The organism is Taibaiella koreensis (genome assembly GCF_003545715.1).
In the GTDB taxonomy this organism is placed as follows: Bacteria; Bacteroidota; Bacteroidia; order Chitinophagales; family Chitinophagaceae; genus Taibaiella; species Taibaiella koreensis.
This window is the reverse complement of record NZ_QVNU01000004.1, coordinates 235,442-260,179: the sequence shown is the minus strand read 5'-3', so window position 1 is coordinate 260,179 and position 24,738 is coordinate 235,442. Positions and strand designations below refer to the sequence as shown.

Here is a 24,738-nt window from a genome sequence, read left to right as displayed (position 1 = left end):
CGCAAAGTGACGCAGAGGTGCAGGGATTTGGGTATTAGGTATTAGGTATTAGGTATTAGGTATTAGGTATTAGGTATTAGGTAACTGGGTTCTTGATACTTGGTTCTTGGCTCCTGCTACTTGGCTCTTGATACTTGATACCTGATACTTCTGTACGCCAAAAACCAACAATCTAATGTCTAACATCTAACATCTAATGATCCAAAGATCAGCGATACGTTGTTGCCGCCAAAACCGAAGGAATTGGCCAGGGCATAATGGACGGGCGTATCGCGGCGCAAGGTCTTTTGCGGTACGATGCCAATCTCTTCCATAGGCGTTTCAAAGCGCAGGTTAGGCGGTATAAATGATCCTTGTATGGCCAGGCAGCATACGATCGCGCCAACGGCGCCGCTGGCGGCCAGGGTATGCCCGGTAAAGGCCTTGGTAGAGCTGAAGTAGGGGCAGTTTCTCCTGCCAAACAGGCGCTCGATAGCCGTACCTTCGGAAAGATCGTTGCCCAGCGTTGCCGTACCATGCGCATTGATATAGTCAATAGCTTCTTTATCCAGTCCGGCCACGGCAAGGGCTTCCTGCATGGTCAATAAGGCCCCGGCGCCATCGGGAGATGGGGCAGTCGGATGATGGGCTTCGTTGGTATTGCCATAGCCCGCCAAGGTAGTCACCGGTGTGGCGCCCCTTTCGCGGGCCGAAGCTTCCGATTCCAATATAAGGTAGGCAGCGCCTTCTCCCAGGTTAAGACCGTTGCGGTGCTGGTCAAAAGGCCTGGTGGGCTGCTTGTCTACATTCTTGAGCGCATTGAAGCCGTTAAGGGTGAATCGTGTAAGCGCGTCGGTGCCACCACAGATCGCAATGTCGGCCTCACCATTCTCAATCATACGCGCGCCCAGTTGCAGAGCATTGGCCGACGACGAGCAGGCCGTGCTGATGGTGCATTGAAAGCCGGTGAGGTCAAAGTAATCGGCTATGCGTTGTGTGCAGTCGGCACAATCGAGTGAATCGATATAGCTGAGAAAATCGCCTTCGGTAGCAGCGGAGATCATATCGCCATAGAAGTTCTCCACATCGCTCATGCCGCCTACAGTGGTAGCGTTGATGAAAGCGATCCTTTTCTGCAGGCGTTGCTGTGCCGGTAAACCTTGCAGCGCCTCCCGCACGGCAAGGATGCCCAGGAGTGTCGTGCGGCTGAACCCTTCGGCGGGCAATCCCAGCATGGCGGCCAGTTGCCCGTTGGTTTTCCGTATCTCGCCCACTACCATTTCTTCCCGGTGGCGGGTTTGCAGAATCTCAGGGGCGCATAGCGCCTGCCTTTCTTCCAGGATTGCCTGCAGGTTTTCCGGAACGGTATCGCCCAGATTGGTGATCATGCCTGTGCCGGTGATCAGGACCATTATAGCGGTAGCGGGAATAGGGGTCAAAAATGAGGCTGTTCAAAAGGGCCGGTTCCCGTCTATCGGATCGCCGGTGCTTCCAAACAGCCTGTATAAGATCGTTTTCCTGATCAGAATTTCCGGTTGGCCTGGATATAGTCGGCCATCGTTTGCACAGAGGCGAGAATATTGCGGCCTTCACGGGCATCTTCAATCTTGATGCCGTAATTGCGTTCGAGCAATACCATCAGTTCGAGAGAATCGATACTATCGAGCCCGAGTCCGTCGCCAAACAGCGGTGCGTTATCATCAATATCTTCAGGCTTCATACCCTGAAGATTCAGCGATTCAATAATCTGTTGCTTTAAAGTTACTTTCAGATCTTCCATGTAAGCTATAGTGAAAGCCGCAAAGGTAATCCAAAAAATGAATTATTAAAAGCAGCTATGTGGAATACGTGTTTCAACGGAAACCTTATTTACCCGGTCTTGGATCGTAAAGGGTGGGCTGTAGCGGGTTGTTTTTCCGCCAGTTTTCGAAAGCACTGTATTCCTTACTGTTTACCTTTACCCAAAGAGAAAACTCCTGCGAGTTGTCCACGGCGCCGAACAGCCACTGGTTATAGGCGTCATAGACGCCATCGCGGAGCATTTTGTCCTGGTACGACATCAGGGTGAAAGGGTAGTTGATGCTGTAATCCTTACTGTAAGCCAGCATGAAGCGGCTGCGCAGCATGATCAGGTTCTCGGTATTGAGTCCTTCGCTGATCGCCGGTGCCCCCTGCAGCATCAGTTTTTTGAAGATATCGGCAAAACTCCGGGTCCTGGTCTCTCCTTTGCTGGCTGCTTTAAAACCTGGCAGTGCCTCGTCTTTGCCGGGGGAGAACAGTTTGCGATAAGCGTCGATCATCATCTTTTTGGTCTCCGTAGTTCTTGGCGAGGCAGGGTCAAGGTTTACGTAGATCTCTCCGTAGATCAGTGCCCATACCGCATCATCGTTCTGGTAATAGATCCGGGCGGCATTATAATAATTCACAGGATAGGAGGGCTCGGCCTTGATGCCCGCGTTATACGCTTCAAGCGCATCTTTGGTGCTTTTATCCGAGTTGAGAATATTGCCTTTACTATTGTAAAGCAGGCCCGAATTGCTGTATTTGGCAATGCCTTCATTCAGCAGCCGTTTAGCTTTGCCTGTGTTGCCCAGGGCATTTTCTACGGCACTGGCCACCTGGTAGGTCTGCTCATCGGCCGCTTCGGACGAAACCACGGGATCGATGATCTCTTTGGCCTTCTTGGTGTCGCCCGACAGCAGGTAGGTATACGCCAGGTCGCGGCGCAGCGATACTTCCGAAGGCGCCTGGCGTATAGCCTGGCTGAACATCATAATGGCATTGGCATAGTCGCCGCGGCCAAGATAAGCATGGGCGCTTTCCTGCATGCGCCGTACATCGGCGCTCATGTCTTCCTGTGCCAGTACGGGTAAGCTGCTCAACAGGAGCAGGGCAATATTAAGGATATGGCGTTTTTTGAGCATTTGTCGTTGAAAATGATAAACGGGATAGCGGCAAAAATAAGGCATGCCGGACCAAAGTGCCACTCTTTTTTGGCGGAAACATCGCATAGCCTAGAGCATGGGGTGCCGCCTGAATTCTTTTTGCCGGTCAAACAGGTAACGGTAGGTGCTGAGCCGGCGGGTAATATGGGCGCCGAGATTGTGGGCGATATTGATCATTTTGGGATTGAAGTCGCCGATCCATTGCATTTCATAATGCCTGAAAGGTGTTTTGAAGCAAATCACTTTAGAACCTTCCAGGATAAGGTAGGCATCCATGCCTCTGCCCTGCCATCCGGGTACCACGCCGAAAAGGATACCCAGGAAATGCTCATTTTTACCAAAACGCTGCAGCCAGAGGAATTTGAGCTTCTGTAGCAGCCCGAACTTGCCGTTCATATGCTTGAAGTATTGGTTGAGATCGGGAAGGTTGAGCCAGCAGGCTACAGGTTCCTCTTTATGGTAAACGAACCAGCTTAGCCTTTCGTCCATCACCGGCTTCATGGTGCGGAACATCGCGATCACCTGGCGCTCGTCCAGCGTTTTGCCGCCGCCGTGGCTGGCCCAGGCTTTGTTATAGACCGTTGTGAAATCGCGGGCATATTTTTCGAGATGCTTTTTGCGTATGGGTTCCGCATGCAGGTCCTTATTCCGCAACAGCTCTTCGTGCCGGGTATAAAATTTATCCTGGAATTCGTAGATGGCTTCCATGCCAAAGCACTCCTGATTGAAATATACCTGGAAACCATAGTGTTCAAACAGCTCCTTATAATAAGGCGGATTGTAGTTCATGCAGTACAGGGGTTCGTGGAAACCTTCTACCAGCAGTCCCCACCAGCGCTCCCGCTCGCCAAAATTGATCGGCCCGTCCATCGCTTCCATACCCTGGGCCTGCAGCCAATCGCGGCAATGGTCCAGCATGAAGCTGGCTGCTGCCTGGTCGTTGATGCATTCAAAAAAGCCTACGCCGCCGGTGGGCTGCTCCTGCTTGTATTTTTTATTGATAAAGGCAGCAATGCGCCCGATCACCTCCTGCTGCCCGTTCAGGAGCAGCCAACGCTTGCAGGACCCATGTTTGAAAAATTTATTCTTTTCCGGATCAAAAACGGCTTCGATATCTTTATCCAAGGGACGGATCCAGTTGGCGTCATCTTTATAGATCTTAAGTGGAAGCTCCAGGAATTGTTTGCTGTGCTGTGCGTTGCTGACTTCTGTTAGCTGGAAATTCATGAGGCAAATGTAAAAATTTTCGCCTAACCCTACAGGGGTTTTAAACCCTTACAGGGTTAGAGGGCGCCTTTAAGAAATGACACAAAGCTTACAATTATCATTTGCTGGAAAGGGACCGGTAACAGGTCCCGTTTTTTGACACGGAGCAGACAGTGTTTTCCCGATTTTGAAAGTATTTTTCCCGATTTTGAAAACCCGTGGCTGCGCCCGGTTCTAATTTTGCAGCGAAGAAAGCAATCAGGCATATCCCTCCTGAAGATCAAAGCCCTATCCCTTGCGTTTTTATCACATCTCCCTTTTGCAAAACAGTATAGACAAATGAACAAAATCTTTATGATTTTTGGCCTGTTGGGCGCCAGCGCTGCCGCTTATGCCCAGACAGGAATTCTCAAAGGACGCATCCTTAATGCAGATGGCGCACCGGCGGCGCAAGTGACGCTGCGTCTGGATCACCATAATGAAGAAATCTCAACAGACGAGCAGGGCCGCTTCACTATGGAGGCCGACGCGGGCAAGCACAAGCTCTATGTACATGCCGTAGGCGCACAAAGCAGATCGGTCGAGTTTACGATCAGCGACGAACAAACGCTTATGCTTGATGATATCCAGCTAAAAAAAGGCAATACCGACCTGGACGAAGTGGTTATCGGCGCCAACCGCCAGTCTTATACTGCCGACAAAACATCCAACAGCCTGAAGCTGCAGACCCCCTTGCTGGAAATACCTCAGAATATACAGGTCGTTACCGGCAAGGTGTTGGCCGATCAACAGGTAACCAGTATGAGCGATGGCGTACTGCGTAATGTAAGCGGCGCCAACCGCCAGGAACACTGGGGCGATCTTTATACGAATATTACCATGCGTGGGTCGCAGATACAGGCCTTCCGTAATGGTTTCAACGTGGTGAATTCTTTCTGGGGGCCGCTTACAGAAGATCTGAGCATGGTAGATCATATCGAATTTGTAAAAGGCCCGGCAGGCTTTATGCTGGCCAATGGCGACCCTTCCGGCTTGTACAATGTGGTAACCAAAAAGCCTACGGGCGAAACCAAAGGAGAAGCCAGCCTGATGATGGGCAGCTACGACTTCTACCGGGCTTCGCTTGATCTCGACGGCAAGTTGAGTAAAGATGGTAAGCTGCTGTTCCGCCTCAACCTGGCCGGTCAGAAGAAAGGTTCTTTCCGGCCCAATGAATTCAACGACCGCTATACGGTGGCGCCGGTAATCTCTTACCAGATCAGCGACCGTACCCGCCTTACCGCCGAGTATACGTATCAGCGCGCCAATATGACCGACGTAGGCTCCTACTACGTCTTCTCTACGGAAGGATATGCTACGCTGCCCCGCAACTTTACTGCTGTACCACCCGGCCTGGCGCCCACCAATATCAACGATCACAGCCTCTACCTTACGCTCAACCACCGGCTGAGCGACGACTGGAAACTGACCGTACAGGCCGCCTATTTTAATTACAACCAGACCGGTTCGAGCATGTGGCCGGCCGATGTATTGCCCGGTGGCAAAATGATACGCTCCGTTGGTATATGGGATGCCAAAAGCCAAATGACCCTGGGACAAGCTTTCCTTAACGGCAAAGTACAAACGGGTGCTGTAACGCATCGTATCCTGGCCGGCCTGGATGTAGGCACCAAAAATTATTTAGCCGACTGGTCGCGTTCTTATCCACTCGATTCGGCCGGAGCGCCATTCGATACCAAAAACCCGGTATACGGCGTTCCCGATCTCGGCTATCCCAAGTTTGACAGAACCCTTAGCCTCGATCAGCGGGCGACAGCCGGTGGCGGTATTATCGATCAGCACTACACAGGTATCTATGTACAGGACGAGCTGGGTTTCTTTAATGATCGTCTACGGCTTACCCTGGCAGCACGTTATACCACCGTAACCCAGTCGGCTTATGGTGCGGCAGGGGAGAGCGCTAACCGCTTTACACCCCGTGCCGGGCTCAGCTATTCTATCGACAGGAACACAGCGGTGTATGCCCTGTACGATCAGGCCTTCGTACCACAATCGGGCATACTGGTGGGCGGCAAAGCGGCTAGTCCGATTACCGGTAGTAACATCGAGGCAGGCGTAAAGCGGGACTGGTTCGATGGGAAGTGGAACACCACTTTGTCGGTATACCGTATCATGAAAGATCATGAGATTACCGGTATTCCCAACTCGCAGTTCAGCATGGAGATAGGCCAGAAGCTGGCCCAGGGTGTGGAGTTTGACCTGAGAGGCACTATTTTCCCGGGCTTCAGCGTTATCGCCAACTATGCCTATACCGATGCCAAAGTGAATAAGGTGAATGCCGGCGTAGGGGAGAGCATTGCCTACGAAGGACAACGTGTAGCGGGCTCCAACCGCCACACGGTCAACACCTGGCTGAGCTACAAAGTGCAAAGCGGTGTGCTGGAAGGCCTGGGTATCTCCGGAGGCTTTACCTGGCTTGGCGACAGGGCTACCGGATCTTACAGCAAAACGGAACCGGAGCAGAACCTGCCCGACTACTTTAAGCTCGACGGCGGTTTGTTTTACGAGGCGGGTAAGATCAGGCTCACATTGAATGTGTTTAATATATTGGATACCTATCTTTACAGCGGCGCTTACTACAGCAATTATTTCAGCAACCCCGCTTATTCCTGGCAAGCTGAGGCGGGCCGTAACTGGCGCCTGGGCGTGAGCTACCGCTTTTAGGCAATCTATTGGTGACGATCATATGGGAAGGCAAGGCCGGCGGCCTGCCGGATTGTCTTCCCCCCTTAAATGCTGCAAATGCAGGCCATACAGAATATGAAACAGGCGGACAAGACAGGTAAAAAGAAAAAAGGAGGACCTACGCCATTCAGAAAGGCGGTAGGCAAAGTACATCTGTGGCTGGGCCTGGCTTCAGGGCTTATCGTTTGTTTCCTGGGTATTACCGGCTGTATGCTTGCTTTTGAACGGGAAATTGAAAATGCTACGCAAAGCTTTCGCTTTGTGAAGGAACAACCAAAGCAGCAGTTGCCACCCTCCCGGCTGGAAGCGATTGCTCGCGGCCAGCTGCCAGGCAAAAAGCTACATAGCCTGGCTTATGAGCCCGGGCATTCTGTTATTGCCTCCTTTTACAACGGTGACCCGGAATATTACTACCTGGTGTTCATCGATCCTTATACCGGCAAGGTGCTGCATACCCGCGATATGGACAGCGACTTTTTCCGCGTGGTCATTAGCGGACATTTTTATCTTTGGCTGCCGCCGAAAATAGGACAACCGATCGTTGCCTCTGCTACACTCATATTTGTAGTTCTGCTGGTCACCGGAATCATTCTTTGGTGGCCCAGGAATAAGGCTGCCCGCAAACAGCGTTTCACCGTTAAGCTCAATGCCAAATGGCGGCGAAAGAATTATGACCTGCACAATGTGCTGGGTTTTTACATGAGCTGGATCATCATCTTCATCGCATTCACCGGTTTGGTATGGGGCTTCGAATGGTTTGCCAAAACAGTCTTCTGGACCACCTCGGGTGGAAAAGCTCTGACAGAGTTCAATGCACCATTATCGGACACGACCGCTATGGCGCAACGCGGCGATCAACCGGCGGCCGACGTCCTGTGGCAGCGCATGCGGCAGGAAAACCCCGGCTACCGCGGTGTAATGGAGGTTCATATACCCGAAGAGCGGAGCGCTGCGCTGGAAATAGCCCTTAATCCCGACGGTGGCACTTACTGGAAGGCCGACTACCGCTTCTTTGACCAGTACACCCTTAAAGAAATGCCGGTGCGGCATACTTATGGCAAATTGAGCCAGACCACCATGGCCGAAAAGATACAGCGTATGAACTACGACATACACGTAGGTGCTGTCGCCGGCATTGCCGGCAAAATACTGGCCTTCTTCGCCAGCCTTATTTGTGCCAGCATGCCCGTTACGGGTTTCCTCATCTGGTGGGGACGCAAAAACAAAAGCAAAAAAGAGAAAGCAACAGCGGCTAAGCCTGCTTCACGCAAGGCGGCTGTGGCCTAAGACCTGCCAGGTCCTGCAGCGGCAGCTGTTACGCCTTTGAACGAAGGAAACAGGATGCCTATGCTCAATCCCGTATAGCGCAGGCGTACCGCCGGCCGGTTGTTGGGTTCCTTAAGGTAAACGCTATAGAGGCTTTGCTCATGGAACACACGCAGCATTAGCCGGGAGCGGAAAATATAGCTTACCTGCAGTCTGAGCCCCGCATCGAAAATGCTCATGGTGCCTTCATAGGTATTTTTCGTTTGCATCAAGCCTTTGAATACCTGGTTGTTCCGGAACCATCCTTCGTATGCCGCGCCCCGCCATACCTGGCGGGTGAAATAGTCGTTGCTGCCGTTGAGCAGGATGGCGTAGTTCATGCCACCGCCAAGCAACAGTTTATGTTGCCCGCATTGCAGCAGGGTATAGTTAAGTTGGATGGGGAGCGTGAGGTAGTTGAGCTGGTAATGAGTATCAAATAACACCTGGCTGGTATAGTTGCCGTCGTGTACCACAAACTCGTCTATACCGCGGAAACCTTTCCTGCTGTAAAGTAAGCCGGGTTCCAGCGTCAGGCGCTGACTGAGCGGTATAAGAACGGAAAGGCCGGCGGTAGGTGTGATCCGCGGACTGATGTCGACACGATAATGGTTTTCCGGCTTGTCGATACGGCTATTGACAGAGCCGTAGGCGGTACCGGCACCGGCCTGGAACAGCCAGCTGACCCGGGCTGAGGCGGAGAAGGTCGTAAGCCAGCAGAAGAGTAACAGCGAAAATTCCAGGCGCATCACTGGAAAACGGTGTGCCTGTCCGGGATATTTTGCAAAGCGGAACATAATTTAGCGAAGGCTGAGAAAGGCCTTACCCAGGTAGTGGATAAGATCGCCTGCCAGTAATGCTTCTTCCGATAACTCTTTTGCGGCTATATCACCGGCGAGGCCATGCAGGAACACACCGAGCAGCGCCGCGTCCCTTGTGGGATAACCCTGGGCCAGTAAACCGGTAAGGATACCTGTAAGCACATCGCCGCTGCCACCGGTGGCCATGCCCGGGTTGCCGGTCGTATTGTACCAGCACTCCCCATTAGGCAGTAATACAGCTGTATGGTGTCCTTTGAGTACGATGCAAAGATTATATTTCATAGCCTTGGCTCTGCCCAGCTCTACCTGGAACATACTGTCGCGGGTGGACCCAAAGAGCCGGGTGAACTCTTTGGGATGTGGCGTAAGAATGGAAGCGGCGGTGAGCAGGTGAAGTTGCTCCTCTTTTCCCGACAGGATATTCAGACCGTCGGCATCCAGTACCAGGGGCTTATCGTATTGTTCCAGGAAAGCCAGCAATGCCTTAGCTGTCTCCGGTTCTTGTCCCATCCCTGGTCCGATCCCGATAGCGGTAGCCTGGTTGGTATTCCCGATATGCACTATGTGCTTTTCGCCGTCAGGCAGGAACATAGCTTCGGGATGTGTGGCTTGCAAAATGTCGCAGCCGCAGGAAGGCGCCTGTGTATACACCAGGCCGGCGCCGCTACGCAGGGCAGCGCCTGTGCTCAGGGCAATAGCGCCCATTTTACCATAACTGCCGCCTACCAGCATAGCACGGCCGTAGGTGCCTTTGTGCCCTGAAGCCTGACGCGGACGATACAGGGATCGCGCCGTCTCAGGGTCGATAGTATGGTATTGGGAATGCGTCGCTTCCTGCCAGGTACGGCTTAGGCCGATATCGAGCACATGTACAGCGCCTGTAAAAGGGATTGCTTCCGGGTGCAGGAAGCTGCGTTTCCGGAATTGAAAACTCAGGGTATGTTGCGCCCTGAGTACGGCTGCATCGGGTAGGGACAGACTGTCGGCAGGCAGGCCGCTGGGAATGTCGATGGCGATCTTCTCATTGGGGAGCTCGTTGAGCTCCCGTACAAATGCCGCCGGCCAATCTTCGAGCGGCCGGTTGAGTCCGGCGCCGAACAAGGCATCGACGATAAGGATATGCGCAGGCAGCCCGGTCACAAACATACCCTGTTCGAGTATCTGCACTTCGTCGGGCGCCAGCTGATGCAGCAGGGTGAAGTTGTGGGTCGCATCGGGGCTGAACTGTTCCATATGCTTCAACACTACCGCACGGGCCGAAAAGCCTTCCTGTAGCAATATGCGGGTAAGCGCCAGGCCATCGCCGCCATTGTTGCCCATGCCACAAATAACCAGGACCGGTGTATCGCGGCTATACCGCGCAGCGATCCATCGGTAGCAGCTGCCTGCAGCACGCTCCATGAGTGCTGCAGAACTGATCCCTTCCTGCCTGATGGTAAAGGCATCGCCTTCCTTTATCTGCTGCGCGCTGAAAATTTTCATAGGTCCGGGTTAAAAAAAAGTGACTATATGCAAGTTGGGACAATTCTTTATAAGAAAGGCACACCGATGAAGTGCGCTTAGCTTTTTATCGCTTATTTTCTATTTGTTGACATATCTCGTTATAAGTCTCTCTAAGCTCCAAACCAGTTGCTCCGAATACTTCTCTGCCAACAGGTGTAAAATTTATCCTTGCGGTAAGACCATTGTTACCATTGGCAGTAATGGATGCTATGAGACTAGTATTTATTAAGAAGCCACCATTATTATATCTAATATCAGTAACCTCAATGAATTGTTGCATATAGTTATATTTCTTGTGCGAAAAAGTTACTGTTATAAATTGGAGGTATTATCGTTGTACAATTCTTCTTGTTCTGGTCCTTGGGTATGGTTAAGAATTTTTGGCACTATATGTGATTTGTATAGTCGCCTTGAAAAAATGCGGAACGACTGTTCCGCATTTTTGCTCCTTAATTAAATACTGCGAGATAAGGATTGTTCTTGCCTTTTTGCAGCAAAATATATTTGTCATTGAGCAGATGGCTTTCTTCAAGCCTCGCCTCTATACCCGATACTTTGACCTTATTGATGCTGAGCCCGCCATTTTGAATCATTTTACGCGCCTCGCCTTTCGAAGAGAAGATACCACTTTCGGAAAGAAAAGAGATCAGGTCCAGGCCTTCTTTCAACAAAGAACGGTCTGCTTCGACCTGGGGAACACCATCCATCACCATCAGAAAATCTTCCTGGTTCAGCTGGGCCAGCTGTTCAACAGCTGATTTATTGAACAATATGCCGGTAGCCTGTTTGGCAAACTGAAAGTCTTCTTCACTGTGTACCATACGGGTTATTTCCTCAGCCAATTTGTGCTGCAGTATCCGCCGGCTAGGATCTTTATCGTGCTCTTGTTCCAGGACCAGTATCTCCTCTATCGGAAGGAAGGTGAAGATCCTGATGAGATTTTTGGCATCCTCATCAGCTACCCTGCACCAGTATTGGTAAAAGCGGAAGGGCGATGTCTTTTCCCGGTCGAGCCAGATATTGCCGGATTCTGTTTTCCCGAATTTACCACCATCGGCTTTCTTGAGCAGGGGACAGGTAAATGCGAAGGCATCACTGCCACCCTTACGACGGATGAGCTCGGTACCGGTCACGATATTGCCCCACTGGTCGGCGCCGCCGAACTGCAGCTTGATATTACGCTCCTTATTCAGGTAATAAAAATCGTAGCCCTGGATGAGCTGATAGCTGAACTCGGTAAAAGACAGGCCAAATTCCAGCCGTTTCTGCACCGAATCCTTGGCCAGCATATAATTGATGCTGATGTGCTTGCCGATGTCGCGTATGAAATCCAGGAAAGTATAGTCTTTGAGCCAGTCATAGTTATTGACCAGCTCGGCTTTATTGGGCAGGCTTTCGTCGAAATCCAGGAATTTTTCCAGTTGTTTGCTGATACCGGCAATGTTACGTTGCAATGTTTCATCATCGAGCAGGTTCCGTTCCGCCGACTTGCCTGTGGGGTCTCCGATCATACCGGTGGCGCCTCCGATAAGGGCGTAGGGTTTGTGGCCCGATTTTTGCATATGCATCAGCAAAATGATCGGAAGCATGCTGCCGATATGGAGACTGTTCGCGGTGGGGTCGAAACCCACATAACCGGAGGTCATCTCTTTAGCCAGTTGTTCCTCGGTACCGGGAATAATGTCTTGCAGGAGGCCTCTTTTTTGCAGCTCGGGTATGAAATTTTGAAACACTAAAAGTAATTTTATGAATAGGAAAAAAACGCAAAAGCCTTATCATTACTAATGCTTTTCCGGCCTGCAAAAGTAACGGCGTTTTCCTTAACGGCCAAGATTTTCAACAGGCGCCCGGTAAGCCGCTTTACCTAAAAAGGGACTAAATCAGGTAGCAGAGCGGACTAAATCGGTCCCTGTAAGATAATGTGTTTTAAATAATGGACAAGATTTTAAGGCAGCTTAAAGAATATGTTAATCTTCATTAACTTTGTTGCTAAATCACCGTAAAATTTAATATATGCGCCGGACAATATTATTCTTGTCCGGTCGTTTAGGCTGCAATGGATTGTTAAATGATAATTGTTGTATTTGTAAATGCCGGGAAAAGATCTTTATGAAGCAAACTATACTGTCGTTGTTCTTACTGGGGACTGTGGTTGGGGCACAAGCGCAAAGCAGGATCTACGTTAATGAGTATCTGAATATCGGTGTCGGCGCGAGGGGCCTCGCCATGGCCGGCGCCACATCTGCCTCCACTTCCGATGTATACTCCGGCTACTGGAACCCGGCAGGCCTGGTCCAGATGCAATCTGACATTCAGGCGGGGCTCATGCATGCCGAGTATTTTGCCGGCATTTTCAAATATGATTATGGCGCGGTGGCCATTCCGCTAAAGAACAAAGATCGCGCCCTGGGCATATCTTTTATCCGTTTTGCCACAGATAATATCCCTTATACGCTCGATTATGTGCAGCCTGATGGCTCTTTCGACGAAAGCAAGCTAAAGGATTTCTCCGCGGGGGACTATGCCGTGCTACTCTCCTATGCCCAGAAGCTAAATCTAATCAAAAAAAATCCCAATATTCATACCAGCATAGGTGTCAATGCAAAAGTGCTGTACCGCAATGTGGGCAGCATGGCCAATGCCTGGGGTTTTGGCCTGGATATCGGTGTGCAGGCGCGATACAAGGGATGGCGGTTTGGACTGGCGGCCAAAGACATTACCACCAGCTATACCGCCTGGTCGTTCCACCTTACCGATGCGGAAAAAGCCAAATTTGCGGCTACGGGCAATGAAATCCCGATTAAGTCCTATGAAGTAATGCTGCCCCGGTTCAATTTTGGCGTAGCACGCAGCTTCCTTAAAGAAAGCAGCGATATCCAGGTACTGGCCGAGTTGGGCTTCGATATCACCACCGACGGTAAACGGTCTACGCTGATCTCGTCTAAGCCTGTGAGTGTCGATCCGAGAATGGGTGTGGAGGCCAGCTATAAAAATGCCATTTTTGTAAGAGCCGGTATTGGCAACTTTTACCGCGCCCTTGATAACGCCGATACCAACAACATCAAGAAATATACCGTATTCCAGCCTTCTGTAGGGGTAGGCTTTAAGGTCAAGAGCTTTTCTGTAGATTATGCTTTTACCAGTTTGCAAATGCAGGACAATCCTTTGATGTCCCATGTGGTGTCTATACGGTTAGACATCCTGAAATCACGAAAGCCGAAAACAGATGATCCCGCTCCGGCAACTCCGGTACCGTCTGCAACACCCGCCGATCCAAAAAAAGATAAGTAAAGAAACTGCCGGCCACCGGCGCCATATCACGATCAAGATGAAGAAAAGAAAACTACTTACTTCCGGTTTATTGGGTTTGCTCATCGGCCTGCTGCTTTCGGCGACAGCCATAGAGCATGGCTTTGCTCAGCCGTTCAGTAACTCCTGGATCCAATTCGGTAATACCTATTATAAATTTAAGATAGGGCAGAGCGGGGTATACCGTATTTCCAAGTCCCAGCTTGACGCAATAGGAATGGGAATTGTGACCGGTAGCCAGTTTGCCGTGTACCGCGAAGGGCAGGAGGTACCCATTTATACTTCTACTACCGGCAGCTTCGGAAGCAGCGACTATATAGAGCTGTATGCCGCCAAAGCCGATGGCAAGATCGACACCAAGCTTTATCTTGATCCTTCTTATCAACCTAATACTGACGTCAACCTCATTTCTGATACCGCTTATTATTTTCTGACTTTCAATAATAACGTGCACCAGCGGTTGCCGCTGGTAAGCAATACGATCCCTTCGCCGGCACCATCGCCATCGCCTTATTGCATGGCAACCAGCATTCCGCTTGAGGATGTCCATGCCGCCTTAGACCAGGGAAGATCCTACTCCACTATAGAATATTACTATTCTTCGGATTATGACCTGGGTGAAGGATACGCCTATAATAATCCCAGTTCAGCAACAATTCTCAATATTGCTACCCCTGGTTTATTTGCAGCCGGACCGATGGCCAACCTACAAGTTGTTTTTGCAGGCCAATCGGTGGTGGCTACCCAACATCATACCTATGTTACATTAAATGGTACTAATGCATTCGATACCACGTATGATGCCTTTAAAATGGTCAAAAGGAAAGTGGGTATTGCGGCAGCGCAGCTCAGCAGCAACAATAATCAGATAGCATTCTCAGATGTATTTAATTTCCAGGTCCTGGGTACATCTATTATCTATCCAAGGACCTATAATTTTTCCGGTAACTTCAGCACCAAAGCCGCGTTTCAGATACCCGCCGGAGAGCGCTATCTGGAAATTACCGGCTTTAATACCAGTGGGCAGACGCCAAGGCTATATGATCTGACCAATAATAAGATTTATTCCGGCATAGAAACCGGCGGTGTGGTAAAGTTTTACCTCGATCCAAGCGCTGGTCCCAGGGACGCTTTTCTCAGCAGTGCGGGGGCAATCAGTAACGTTCCCTCCTTAGTGCCGGTTGTATTCAGGGATTATGCCAATAGTGCCAACCAGGGTGATTATATTATTTTGTCGCACAAGAGCTGGATCAACGCCTCGCCTGGCTACATCAACGATTTTAAAAATTACAGGAGCAGCATTACCGGAGGATCTTATCATCCGGTAGTTGTAGATGTGTCTGAACTGTACGATCAGTTCGGATATGGTTACGAATACCATCCCTCTAGCGTAAAGGATTTCATCGCTTATGCGCAGGCCACCTGGAGCATTAAGCCGCGGTTTCTCTTTATCATTGGCAGAGGCCATACCTATAACTATTACAGGAGCTACCTTGCTACGCCAGGCCCCCTGGCCCCGGTACCGACATGGGGCTATCCCGGGTCCGATAACCTGTTTTCAAGCTTTAACAACAGTGAGAAACCGACGCTTGCCACAGGCCGGCTTTCGGCCTGGAGCAATGATGAAGTTGGCCTGTATCTGGAGAAGGTAAAAGTATATGAAGAGGCGATCAAGCCATTGGCAGTTCCCACTGTGGAGCATGAATTTTGGAAAAAGAAGGCGCTCCATGTTGCGGGCTCACCTATTTTAAGCGAGCAGAATGCGCTGGTAGCTTCGCTGAACGTATGTGCCACAATACTGGCCGATACGCTTATTGGTGGTGTCGCCGCGACTGTCCGGAAAACCTCTACGGACCCCGTTGACCAGGGCAATAACTATGTGATCGATTCTTTGATGAACAAGGGGCTGCGCTTTACTTCTTTTTACGGACATGGCGCTGCTTCAGGATTTGATTTCAATCTAAACTCGCCCGATCAGTACCATTCCAAGCCAAAGTACCCGGTATTCTCTTCTTTCGCCTGCGAAGTTGCCCATATTTTCGGTTATGCGTCGGCCAAAACCGTGAGCGAGAATTATATTAACTCTGTTTCCGGTGGCTCCATCGCCATGATCGCCGCCAATAATTTCGGCTGGACTGGCTATCTGGATACTTACATGCAGAATCTCTACCGGAGCTGGTCCTACCGGCAATTCGGGAAAACATTGGGTGAGCAATACCAGGCGAATCTCATCTATCTGAAAGATAACGCATCGTCGGCATTCATGGATATCCATATCCAGAGCATGCTGTTCCAGGGTGATCCGGCATTGGCCACTTATAGTCCGGAAAAGCCGGACTTTGCCGTGGAGGAGAATGGTTTATCCTCCAATCCGGCCAATGTTAATACTACGGTGGATACCTTTACGCTGAAGGCCGTAGTCTATAGCCTGGGTCGTACCACACGCGACAGTGTGCTGGTGAGAGTACAGCATACCCTTCCCGGAGCCAATACCGTAGTCTTTGCCGATTCGGTACGCTTGCCAAGTCTGCTGAGCTCAGATACGGTTTCATTCCGGATACCGGTCGATCCCAATCGTGATGTAGGCCTGAACAACTATACCGTAATGGTAGATGCTGCCGAAAAGTTTGATGAGCTCTCCGAAGCCAATAACCAGGCGACACTGCAGATATTTATCTACTCCCAAAACCTGCAGCCGGTATACCCACCTGAATTTGCTATCGTTCACGATCAGGGCATTACTTTAAAAGCCTCTACGTTGAACGCTTTTGCGCCTATGAAAAATTATCGCCTCTCGATCGATACTACCGAATCGTTCGATAGTCCACTGCTGCAATCGACCCAAATAGCCAGTAGCGGAGGGGTAATTAAATGGAAACCGGTCATCAATTATAAAGATAGCGTTGTCTACTACTGGAGAGCCGCTCCCGATGAGCTGGTTAACGGCGCCTATGCCTGGAGTAACAGCTCATTTATTTATCTGGCAGGTGGTTCTGAAGGCTGGAACCAATCCCATTATTTCCAGTATAAAAAGAATGAACCTTATTTTGGACTTGAGCTGCCTGCCAGCAACCGGCGCTTCCGGTTTAGCCCCGTAACCAATGTGCTTAAAGTCGAAGATAAGGTAATAAACCCTTCCCTGAACGACTACTTTAATGTAGGACACACGTTAAATGATCAGCTACTGGATAGCTGGGGTTGCGGGTTTTCGTTTGTTACCTACAAGTCCGGTTCAGTACAGGTTCTTGTTATTGATTCGACCTCGGGTAAGCCCTGGACGAACACAACCGCAGGCTTGTATGGTTCCGTAGCTTATTGCGGTAGCCTGCAGATTCCGCCACAACGGTATATGTTCGAATTCCTGACCGATACCCGAATTTCCCGTGAAAGCGCTCGCGCCTTTATTGAAAGCATTCCTGCCGGTAATTATGTGATGATCAAAAACCTGATTTATGATGGTCCTCCTGGTACAACATGGGATGGTAAGGTGATTGACGACTGGAAAACGGACACCCAGGCATATGGCCCAGGAAATTCGCTTTATCACGCGATCAAGAACCTGGGTTTCGACCAGATCGATCAGTTTACCTATAAAAGGGTCTTTGCCTTCTTCAGGAAGAAGGGAGACAGCAATTTTCCGGTAACACAAGCCTTGGGTGTGGGTGCCAGCGACAAAATACAATTTGAAGTTCCTTTCTTTAGCTATCCCGATACCGCTACGATGCAGACCAGCCTTGTGGGGCCGGCCAAAGAATGGCAGACACTTAAATGGCGCACATCGGCATTGGACAACCCTGCTAACGATTCGCCTTATGTGGCGGTATATGGCGTCGATACCTTCCACCACGAGACGCTATTATATTCGGGTGCAGACCGGGATGTACCCTTATCTTTTATTTCTGCAGTTCAATATCCCAACTTAAAGCTTAAATGGTTCAGCGTGGACAATATATCCCGCACCAGTCCCTACCTGGATTACTGGCGGGTATTGTATAGCCCCGTGCCAGAGGCTGCGCTCAATGCTGCGGCACATCTCGAATATGTCGATTCGCTAAACGAAGGACAGCAGGGCAAAATAAGGATCGCTATAGAGAACCTTACTCCCTTGCCCATGGATAGTATGCTTGTTAATTTTAAGATCATAGATGCCAACAATATCAAGCATGACCTCGCCAGCAAACGCTTTCGAAAACTGGCTGGTAACGATACGCTGATCGCATCTTTAGACTTCAATCCTTCTACCTACCATGGCAAGAACTTTCTGTTTCTTGAAGCAAACCCTAACAACGATCAGGCTGAGCAGTACCATCCCAACAACCTGGGCTATCTGGACCTCTTCGTAAATGCGGATAAGTACAATCCGCTGATGGATGTTACTTTCGACGGGGTACATATTCTCGATAAGGACATTGTGTCGGCGAAGCCGTTCATCAAAGTACAGATGCGTGACGAGAATAAATTTATGCCGCTCAACGACACCGCATTGATGAACGTGCAGCTCCTGTATCCCAACCAATCTACTCCCGTGCAGATACCCATGGATGGAACGATATGCAAGTTCTTCCCTGCCGATACGGCCAACGGCCACAAGAACGAATCGCGTGTTGAATTCCGTCCCACATTGAATGAGGACGGGCAGTATAAGCTGATCGTTTCGGGAAGGGATAAAGTAGGTAACCAGGCCAACAATGCGCTAAAGTACGAGATCAATTTTACCGTCGAGAACAAACCCTCTATCACCAATGTGCTCAACTATCCCAACCCCTTCTCTACCGCAACCCAGTTTATCTTTACGATGACCGGGTCGGAGATCCCTTCGCAGTTTAAGATACAGGTGCTGACCGTAACGGGAAAGGTAGTACGGGAAATCAAGAAGTACGAGCTTGGCGATCTGCATATCGGCCGGAACATTACGGATTATCGCTGGGATGGAAAAGATGAGTTTGGCCAGATGCTGGGCAATGGCGTGTATCTCTACCGGGTTGTTACTTCTATCAGGGGGGAAAGCATCGAGCAACGCAAGAATACAGCGGTCGACAAGTATTTTAAAAACGGCTATGGAAAGCTATATATTATGCGATAAAAATCTTCGATGACGAAAACCAGCTTGGTTTTTGATCTTTGAAACCCCGTAGCTTTGCTGCGGGGTTTTTAAATTCAACCTGATTAATGAAGAAATACTTTACGCTACTGGCGTTTACAAGCCTGTCGCTCTCCCTGCAGGCGCAGCAATATCGCCCGGCACCTTCCGCTGAAATTTACCAGAAGCTGCAGCAGCTGAATGTTTTGGGGACGGTAATGTATGTAGCAGCACATCCCGACGATGAGAATACCCGCCTGATCTCTTACCTGGTTCACCACGATCATGTGCGTACCGTATACCTCTCGCTCACCCGTGGCGATGGCGGACAAAACATATTGGGCAACGAGCAGGGAAGCACACTCGGGCTCATCCGCACACATGAGCTGATCGAAGCCCGGAAGATCGATGGCGCCGAGCAGCTGTTTTCACACGTGATTGATTTTGGCTATACCAAATCCCCGGATGAAACCTTTAAATTCTGGAACAGGGCAAAGCTTGCAGAAGATGTTAAAGCTGCCTTTCAGCAATACCATCCGGATGTGATCATTTGCCGTTTCCCTACTACAGGAGAGGGCGGTCACGGGCAACATACCGTTTCAGCTATCGTTGCCGGGGATGCCTTTAAAGACCTGGAACAAATGAAGCAATCCGGTAAGCCGGTTTGGGTGCCCACCCGTCTGTTCTTTAACGCCTTCCGTTTCGGCAGTATGAACACCACAAGCGAAGACCAGTTCAAAGTCGCTGTGAACCAATTTGATCCATTGCTGGGCGAAGGGTATGGCGAAATGGCCGGGCGCAGCCGCAGCATTCATAAGAGCCAGGGCGCCGGCACTCCGCAGTCGGTGGGCGTTAATGATGAATATTTCAAATTGCTGGCGGGCAAGCCTGTTACTTCTTCCTTGTATGATGGCATTGACCTTAGCTGGGGCCGGGTAGGGCGCAGGGAGATAGGTCAGCATATTGCAAAGGTGATCGATGCATTTGACTATAAAGATCCTTCCAAAAGCCTGCCCGCACTGGCTGCAATCCAAAAGGAGATCAACACAGTTAGCGACTCGTTTTGGAAAACGAGAAAGCTGCAGGAGCTTAACGATATTGCCACATCCTGTGCCGGCCTTATGGTCGAGGCACTGACCGATAACCCTGAATCGGTTGCCGGCAAAACCATTCCGGTTACAGTAAACGTTATCGCCCGGAGTAGTGTGCCGGTAAGCCTGGAATCGATCAGTTTTCCCGCGACAATAGTGCAGGGGAGCGCCGGACCGGCAGTACTATCGTCCGATGTACTGCAGTCCTTTAAATATGACATCCGGTTAAACGCTGAAGAACCGCTTACCGAACCGTACTGGCTGCGGTATGCTGCCTCTACCGGCGCTTACCAATACGACAGCATTTATGCCGGCGCTCCTGAGACGCCCAACCACCTGGCAGCCGGAGTGACGATCAAAGTGGCCGGGGCATCGTTCTCTGCAGCGGCACCCGTTTCCTATAAAAAGCTTGATCCGGTAAAGGGCGATGTGGTACAGCAATTGCGTATCGTTCCGGCAGTTACTGTAGCTCCCCTGCATGCGCTTTTCATCTACGAAGAAGGGAAAAGCAGCAAGGTAGGGATAAGGGTGAGAACATTTGATGCGGTCGATAACGCCCGTTTGCTGGTTAAATTCAAAGATAAGGAGCTGACCGCGCTATCCCTGGGGCAGCTGCGGAAGGACATCGATACCTTGTTTAGTATTGATGTACCGGTAGCCGGTCTTTCCACCGCCAAAGAGCAGGATGGGCTGCTGTGCTCTGTTGAGGCCGGAGGAAAGGTCTATAGCCGGGATATGCACCTGATCCAGTATCCTCATTTGCCCGATCTGCAATACTTTACCGATGCCTCAATGAAGATCGTGCGCAAAGACTGGAAAGCAGCGGTAAAAAAAATAGGTTATATAGAGGGCGCCGGCGATCATGTGGCCGAAGTGCTGGGCCAAACTGGTCTGGATATCGACCAGGTGCCGGAAAGCGCGATGAGCAATACCGCCTACCTGTCGCAATTCGACGCTATCGTGCTGGGCGTACGCGCTTACAATACACGGAAACAGATCAGCAGCTGGATGCCCGTTTTGCTGCAATATGTAGCCAACGGTGGTACTTTACTGGTGCAATACAACACCAACCAAAATCTGCAGACAACGCAATACGGTCCTTATCCCTTCAGCATATCGAGAGACAGGGTAACGGAAGAAGATGCCAAAGTAACCTTTACCGATCCCTCGGCCAGGCTGCTGCATTTCCCTAACGAGATCAGGGAACAGGATTTTGATCACTGGGTACAGGAAAGGGGCATTTATTATCCTGCCGGCCTCGATGGACGTTATAAGACACTGTTGTCGATGCACGATACCGGTGAAAAGCCTTTAGAAAGCGCGATCATTTATGCGCCCTACGGCAAGGGGCAGTTTATTTATACGTCACTGGTCTTCTTCAGACAGCTGCCTGCGGGTAACAATGGAGCGATCCGGTTAATGATGAACCTGCTTTCGGCAGGTAAATAGCGAGAGGAGGACCAATTCACTTATTGTTGATACCATACCAGTAGGGACGTAGCAATGCTACGTCCCTACTGGTATGGGTGCCTGATGTTGTTTTTACTTATCGCTATAGTGATCCCACACTGCTTTTGCGACAAGAGCGATCAGGTGTGCAGCCCTCGCCGTACCGCCTTTAAAATCCGATACAAAGACCACCAATGCGATATGTTTGCCGTTGGGCAGACTGATAATGCCAACGTCATTGGTGGCTGCCATCAGGCCCTGTTCATTGGTATCCGAGGTCCCGGTTTTGTGGGTGACTACGGCATTGGCCGGCAGCAGACCTTTAATACGATCGGAGGGATTTTCACTGTCCGTCATGATCTGCCACAAAAACTGCTGGTGTTCGGGAGAAAGCAGCTTTTTCCGGTAAAACTGTTGTAGCAATTGCAGCATGGCTCCCGGCCGGCAGCTGTTGGTGTACTGTACCGGCCATGCGGTCCGCATTTCGGCCTCCGTAGCCCTTATCGTCATGCCGGTAATGCCGAGAGACCGGATATAGCGGTTCACCGTCCCGGTGCCACCTGCCAGGCGAAACAAAGCGTCGCAGGCATTGTTATCGCTTTTCTTTACGCTGTAATCCAGCAGGTCGCCGATGGTGATATGGATATGCTCCTCCTTGTGCTCCTTTAACAATGGCCCCCATGTATGCGGGTCCATTGTTTTCCGGGAAAGATTTACAAGTGTGGATAGAGGCTTTTTCTCCTGTTCTATTTGGTGCAGCATCGCCACCGCCAGCGGGAACTTGAACACACTTTGCATGGGAAAGGTATCGGCGCCATTGTACAGCAGGCTGTCGCCGGTGTCCAGGTCAAGCACGCCGATGCCGATATGCGCGCGGGCGGTATCCACAATCGCCTGAATGGATTGACGAAGGGCCTCCGGACGTTCCTTACGGCTGTACCCCGGTATTGAGGCCAGCAGGAGCAGAAAAACAAAAGAACAGCGTACAATCATAGCTTATATTTTTGAACAGTGCCGGGAGAGGCTAGGATTCTGTTTGGTCAAGGAAGGCGATAAAGCTGCGCATGGCCGCGCCGCGATGGCTGATCTCGTTTTTAATGTCCTGCGATAATTCGGCAAAGGTACCGGTATGGCCATCCGGTACAAATAAGGGATCGTAACCAAAGCCGCCCTTTCCCCTTGGCGTATGGATAAGATAGCCCTGGCACCGGCCGTCGAAATAATGCGTATCGCCGTTCTTGTCGATATAACAAATGACAGCCTGGTAATACGCCCCAGGCCTGTCGATGCCGGCGATCGCCTGTAGCAGCTTGTGGTTGTTAGCTGCATCGTTTGCGGATTCGCCGGCATAGCGGGCGCTATATACACCCGGTGCGCCGTCGAGCGCCGGAACCACAAGCCCGCTGTCGTCGGCAAAGCAAGGCAAACCTGTTTTACGGTAAACATAATCGGCTTTGGCCCAGGCATTCTCTCTAAAGGTATCGAAGGGCTCTTCTATGGGTTCCGTTATCCCGGCGTCTAACAATGAAACCACAGTAATACTTTCTGATATTAACGTTTGAACTTCAATTATTTTACCTTTATTATTAGAAGCAAAAATTAAATTCATTTTAAAGTAGTAATTAAATTGGCTTAGGATAAAAAATGGATTTTCAATGCATTCTGCCAGAGATCATTTTTGATTTGTTGATTGCTGAGCAAGGTCGCCAGCGAAGCCGTTTTAATGAATATCCTGTTGTCGAATTTATTTATTTGATTTTCAGTAAAAAGTATGTTTAAGTTCAAGTCTTTTTCAGTTATACCAAATAGTAATATTTCTTTTATATTTTCTATTTTCCGGTAAAAAGACCATGAATGAACGTTTTGGACAACTTTATACGCTTCTTTTTGTAATTTACAGGCAATCAATATTTTTTCCAGCTGTTCTGTCTCTTCCGGCACATTTTCCAAAGGCCGGCAAAATACTAATGTTCTGATGGTTAGTAATTCCTCACTAATATTTTTTTCAGAATTATCTTTATAATTAATGATTTTATTATTAGAAAATAAAACATTAAAAAATCTATCATTTTTACTATTTAACATTATCATATTATTGTAAAATATTCTATTGATAATCAAAGGAGAGAAAATTTTCGTTCCTTTGCACCGTCAAAGATAGCGAAGTGCAGAAAGAAAGTTAAATCAAAAACTGAGTAAATCGTAAAATTTATGAATGTATCTATGCTTAACATTAACATCCGCAAAACGGAGAAAAGCAGGATCCATCCTTTAACCAAGGATAATCTCGTATTTGGAAAAGAATATTCCGACCACATGCTGGTTTGTGACTATAAAGATGGGGAGTGGCAAACTCCCGGGATCGTACCCTACGAAGACTTCAGTCTGAGCCCTGCGACCTCTTTCATTCATTATGGTCAGGCCATCTTCGAAGGTGTTAAAGCATATCGTCAACCCGATGGATCGGTCTCCGTTTTCAGGCCGCACGACAATTGGGAGCGTTTGAATGTGTCGGCACACCGTATGGGTATGCCCGAGCTTCCCGAAGAGATCTTCATGGAAGGCCTGCGTCAGCTGATCGAGTTGGATGCCGAATGGGTACCCGGCGAAGCAGAGACCTCCCTGTATATACGTCCCTTTATGATCGCCATGGACGAGTTTATTGGCGTTCGCCCTTCAGATACCTATCGTTTTGCCATTATTACCAGCCCGGCCGGCGCTTATTACAACAAGCCTGTGCGCATTTATGTGCAGGATCATTACGTACGGGCAGCCAAAGGCGGTATCGGTTTTACTAAAGCGGCCGGTAACTATGGCGCCAGCATGCTGCCTGCGGCCGAAGTGCGCAAAATGGGTTATGATCAGAACCTGTGGACCGATGCGGTAGAGAACAAATATGTACAGGAGATCGGTACCATGAACGTATTCTTCATCATAGACGGCGTTGCATTGACGCCCGATCTGAATAGTGGTACCATCCTGGCCGGCGTTACCCGGGCAAGCATTATTACCTTGCTGCAGGAAAACGGTATTAAAGTAGAAGAACGTCCCATCAGCGTCGACGAATTGATCGAAGCGCAGAAGAATGGAAAGCTTCAGGAAGCTTTTGGCAGTGGTACAGCGGCTTCGATGTCGTTTATCTCCGACCTTACTTATAAAGAAGAAACGATGCACCTGCCCGATGTGGCCACCTGGAGCATTTCACCCAAGATCAAAGTACAGCTCGACGATATTCGCTATGGTCGTGTAGCCGATACCCACGGCTGGCGCTTTAAAGTGTAAGCTACAGGATATCGATATTTATC

The 24,738-nt window shown here is 49.9% G+C and carries 17 protein-coding genes; 6 read left to right on the top strand and 11 right to left on the bottom strand.

The annotated features are described in order from the left end of the window. Positions 1 to 179: 179 nt before the first annotated feature. From DZK30_RS14775 to DZK30_RS14760, 4 genes are all read right to left on the bottom strand, one after another. Entirely contained in the window at positions 180 to 1,418 is a 1,239-nt protein-coding gene (locus DZK30_RS14775; protein WP_205529455.1) for a beta-ketoacyl-[acyl-carrier-protein] synthase family protein, read from the bottom strand. 83 nt (positions 1,419 to 1,501) lie between these two features. Next, entirely contained in the window at positions 1,502 to 1,759 is a 258-nt protein-coding gene (locus tag DZK30_RS14770; protein WP_118974912.1) for a phosphopantetheine-binding protein, read from the bottom strand. Positions 1,760 to 1,844: 85 nt separating this feature from the next. Further along, positions 1,845 to 2,903 carry a tetratricopeptide repeat protein gene (locus tag DZK30_RS14765; RefSeq protein ID WP_162903104.1) on the bottom strand — a complete coding sequence of 353 codons (1,059 nt, stop codon included), beginning with the start codon at positions 2,901 to 2,903 and terminating at the stop codon, positions 1,845 to 1,847. 90 nt (positions 2,904 to 2,993) lie between these two features. Beyond that, positions 2,994 to 4,151, bottom strand: coding sequence for a hypothetical protein (locus DZK30_RS14760; RefSeq protein ID WP_118974910.1), 1,158 nt, complete (start codon positions 4,149 to 4,151; stop codon positions 2,994 to 2,996). Positions 4,152 to 4,469: 318 nt separating this feature from the next. Between DZK30_RS14760 and DZK30_RS14755 the strand changes: the two genes are divergently transcribed. Then, entirely contained in the window at positions 4,470 to 6,854 is a 2,385-nt protein-coding gene (locus DZK30_RS14755; protein ID WP_118974909.1) for a TonB-dependent siderophore receptor, read from the top strand. 78 nt (positions 6,855 to 6,932) lie between these two features. Next, entirely contained in the window at positions 6,933 to 8,162 is a 1,230-nt protein-coding gene (locus DZK30_RS14750) for a PepSY-associated TM helix domain-containing protein (RefSeq protein ID WP_240432935.1), read from the top strand. Here DZK30_RS14750 and DZK30_RS14745 read toward each other — a convergent pair. The 4 genes from DZK30_RS14745 to tyrS all read right to left on the bottom strand — a co-directional run bounded on the left by DZK30_RS14745 (position 8,159) and on the right by tyrS (position 12,237). Beyond that, on the bottom strand, positions 8,159 to 8,977 hold the full coding sequence (locus DZK30_RS14745) for an outer membrane beta-barrel protein (RefSeq protein WP_118974908.1): 819 nt from the start codon (positions 8,975 to 8,977) through the stop codon (positions 8,159 to 8,161). The two genes, DZK30_RS14750 and DZK30_RS14745, sit on opposite strands and share 4 nt — an antisense overlap. Before the next feature lie 3 nt (positions 8,978 to 8,980). After that, positions 8,981 to 10,483, bottom strand: coding sequence for an NAD(P)H-hydrate dehydratase (locus DZK30_RS14740; protein ID WP_118974907.1), 1,503 nt, complete (start codon positions 10,481 to 10,483; stop codon positions 8,981 to 8,983). Between the two features lie 85 nt (positions 10,484 to 10,568). Then, the gene (locus tag DZK30_RS14735; protein WP_118974906.1) at positions 10,569 to 10,784 is read right to left on the bottom strand and encodes a hypothetical protein; all 216 of its coding nucleotides are present in this window, start codon (positions 10,782 to 10,784) and stop codon (positions 10,569 to 10,571) included. 169 nt (positions 10,785 to 10,953) lie between these two features. Continuing rightward, on the bottom strand, positions 10,954 to 12,237 hold the full coding sequence (gene tyrS / locus DZK30_RS14730; RefSeq protein WP_118974905.1) for a tyrosine--tRNA ligase: 1,284 nt from the start codon (positions 12,235 to 12,237) through the stop codon (positions 10,954 to 10,956). Positions 12,238 to 12,613: 376 nt separating this feature from the next. On the opposite strand from tyrS, the gene DZK30_RS14725 reads away from it, so the two are divergent. The 3 genes from DZK30_RS14725 to DZK30_RS14715 all read left to right on the top strand — a co-directional run bounded on the left by DZK30_RS14725 (position 12,614) and on the right by DZK30_RS14715 (position 21,433). Then, positions 12,614 to 13,795, top strand: coding sequence for a putative type IX sorting system protein PorV2 (locus DZK30_RS14725; protein WP_162903103.1), 1,182 nt, complete (start codon positions 12,614 to 12,616; stop codon positions 13,793 to 13,795). A gap of 37 nt (positions 13,796 to 13,832) precedes the next feature. Next, complete coding sequence (gene porU2, locus DZK30_RS14720) at positions 13,833 to 18,896, top strand: putative type IX secretion system sortase PorU2 (RefSeq protein ID WP_162903102.1); 5,064 nt, start codon at positions 13,833 to 13,835, stop codon at positions 18,894 to 18,896. Between the two features lie 86 nt (positions 18,897 to 18,982). After that, positions 18,983 to 21,433 (top strand): PIG-L family deacetylase, encoded by a 2,451-nt coding sequence (locus DZK30_RS14715; protein ID WP_118974903.1) that lies wholly within the window; start codon positions 18,983 to 18,985, stop codon positions 21,431 to 21,433. Positions 21,434 to 21,526: 93 nt separating this feature from the next. Here DZK30_RS14715 and bla read toward each other — a convergent pair whose 3' ends face one another. From bla to DZK30_RS14700, 3 genes are read right to left on the bottom strand one after another with little or no spacing between them, the layout of a single operon-like run. Then, entirely contained in the window at positions 21,527 to 22,426 is a 900-nt protein-coding gene (gene bla, locus DZK30_RS14710; protein ID WP_118974902.1) for a class A beta-lactamase, read from the bottom strand. 31 nt (positions 22,427 to 22,457) lie between these two features. Further along, positions 22,458 to 23,042 carry an RdgB/HAM1 family non-canonical purine NTP pyrophosphatase gene (rdgB, locus tag DZK30_RS14705; RefSeq protein ID WP_118974901.1) on the bottom strand — a complete coding sequence of 195 codons (585 nt, stop codon included), beginning with the start codon at positions 23,040 to 23,042 and terminating at the stop codon, positions 22,458 to 22,460. Between the two features lie 23 nt (positions 23,043 to 23,065). After that, positions 23,066 to 23,518 (bottom strand): hypothetical protein, encoded by a 453-nt coding sequence (locus tag DZK30_RS14700; protein ID WP_162903101.1) that lies wholly within the window; start codon positions 23,516 to 23,518, stop codon positions 23,066 to 23,068. Positions 23,519 to 23,644: 126 nt separating this feature from the next. On the opposite strand from DZK30_RS14700, the gene DZK30_RS14695 reads away from it, so the two are divergent. Next, on the top strand, positions 23,645 to 24,715 hold the full coding sequence (locus DZK30_RS14695) for a branched-chain amino acid aminotransferase (RefSeq protein ID WP_118974899.1): 1,071 nt from the start codon (positions 23,645 to 23,647) through the stop codon (positions 24,713 to 24,715). The last annotated feature ends 23 nt before the right edge of the window (positions 24,716 to 24,738 follow it).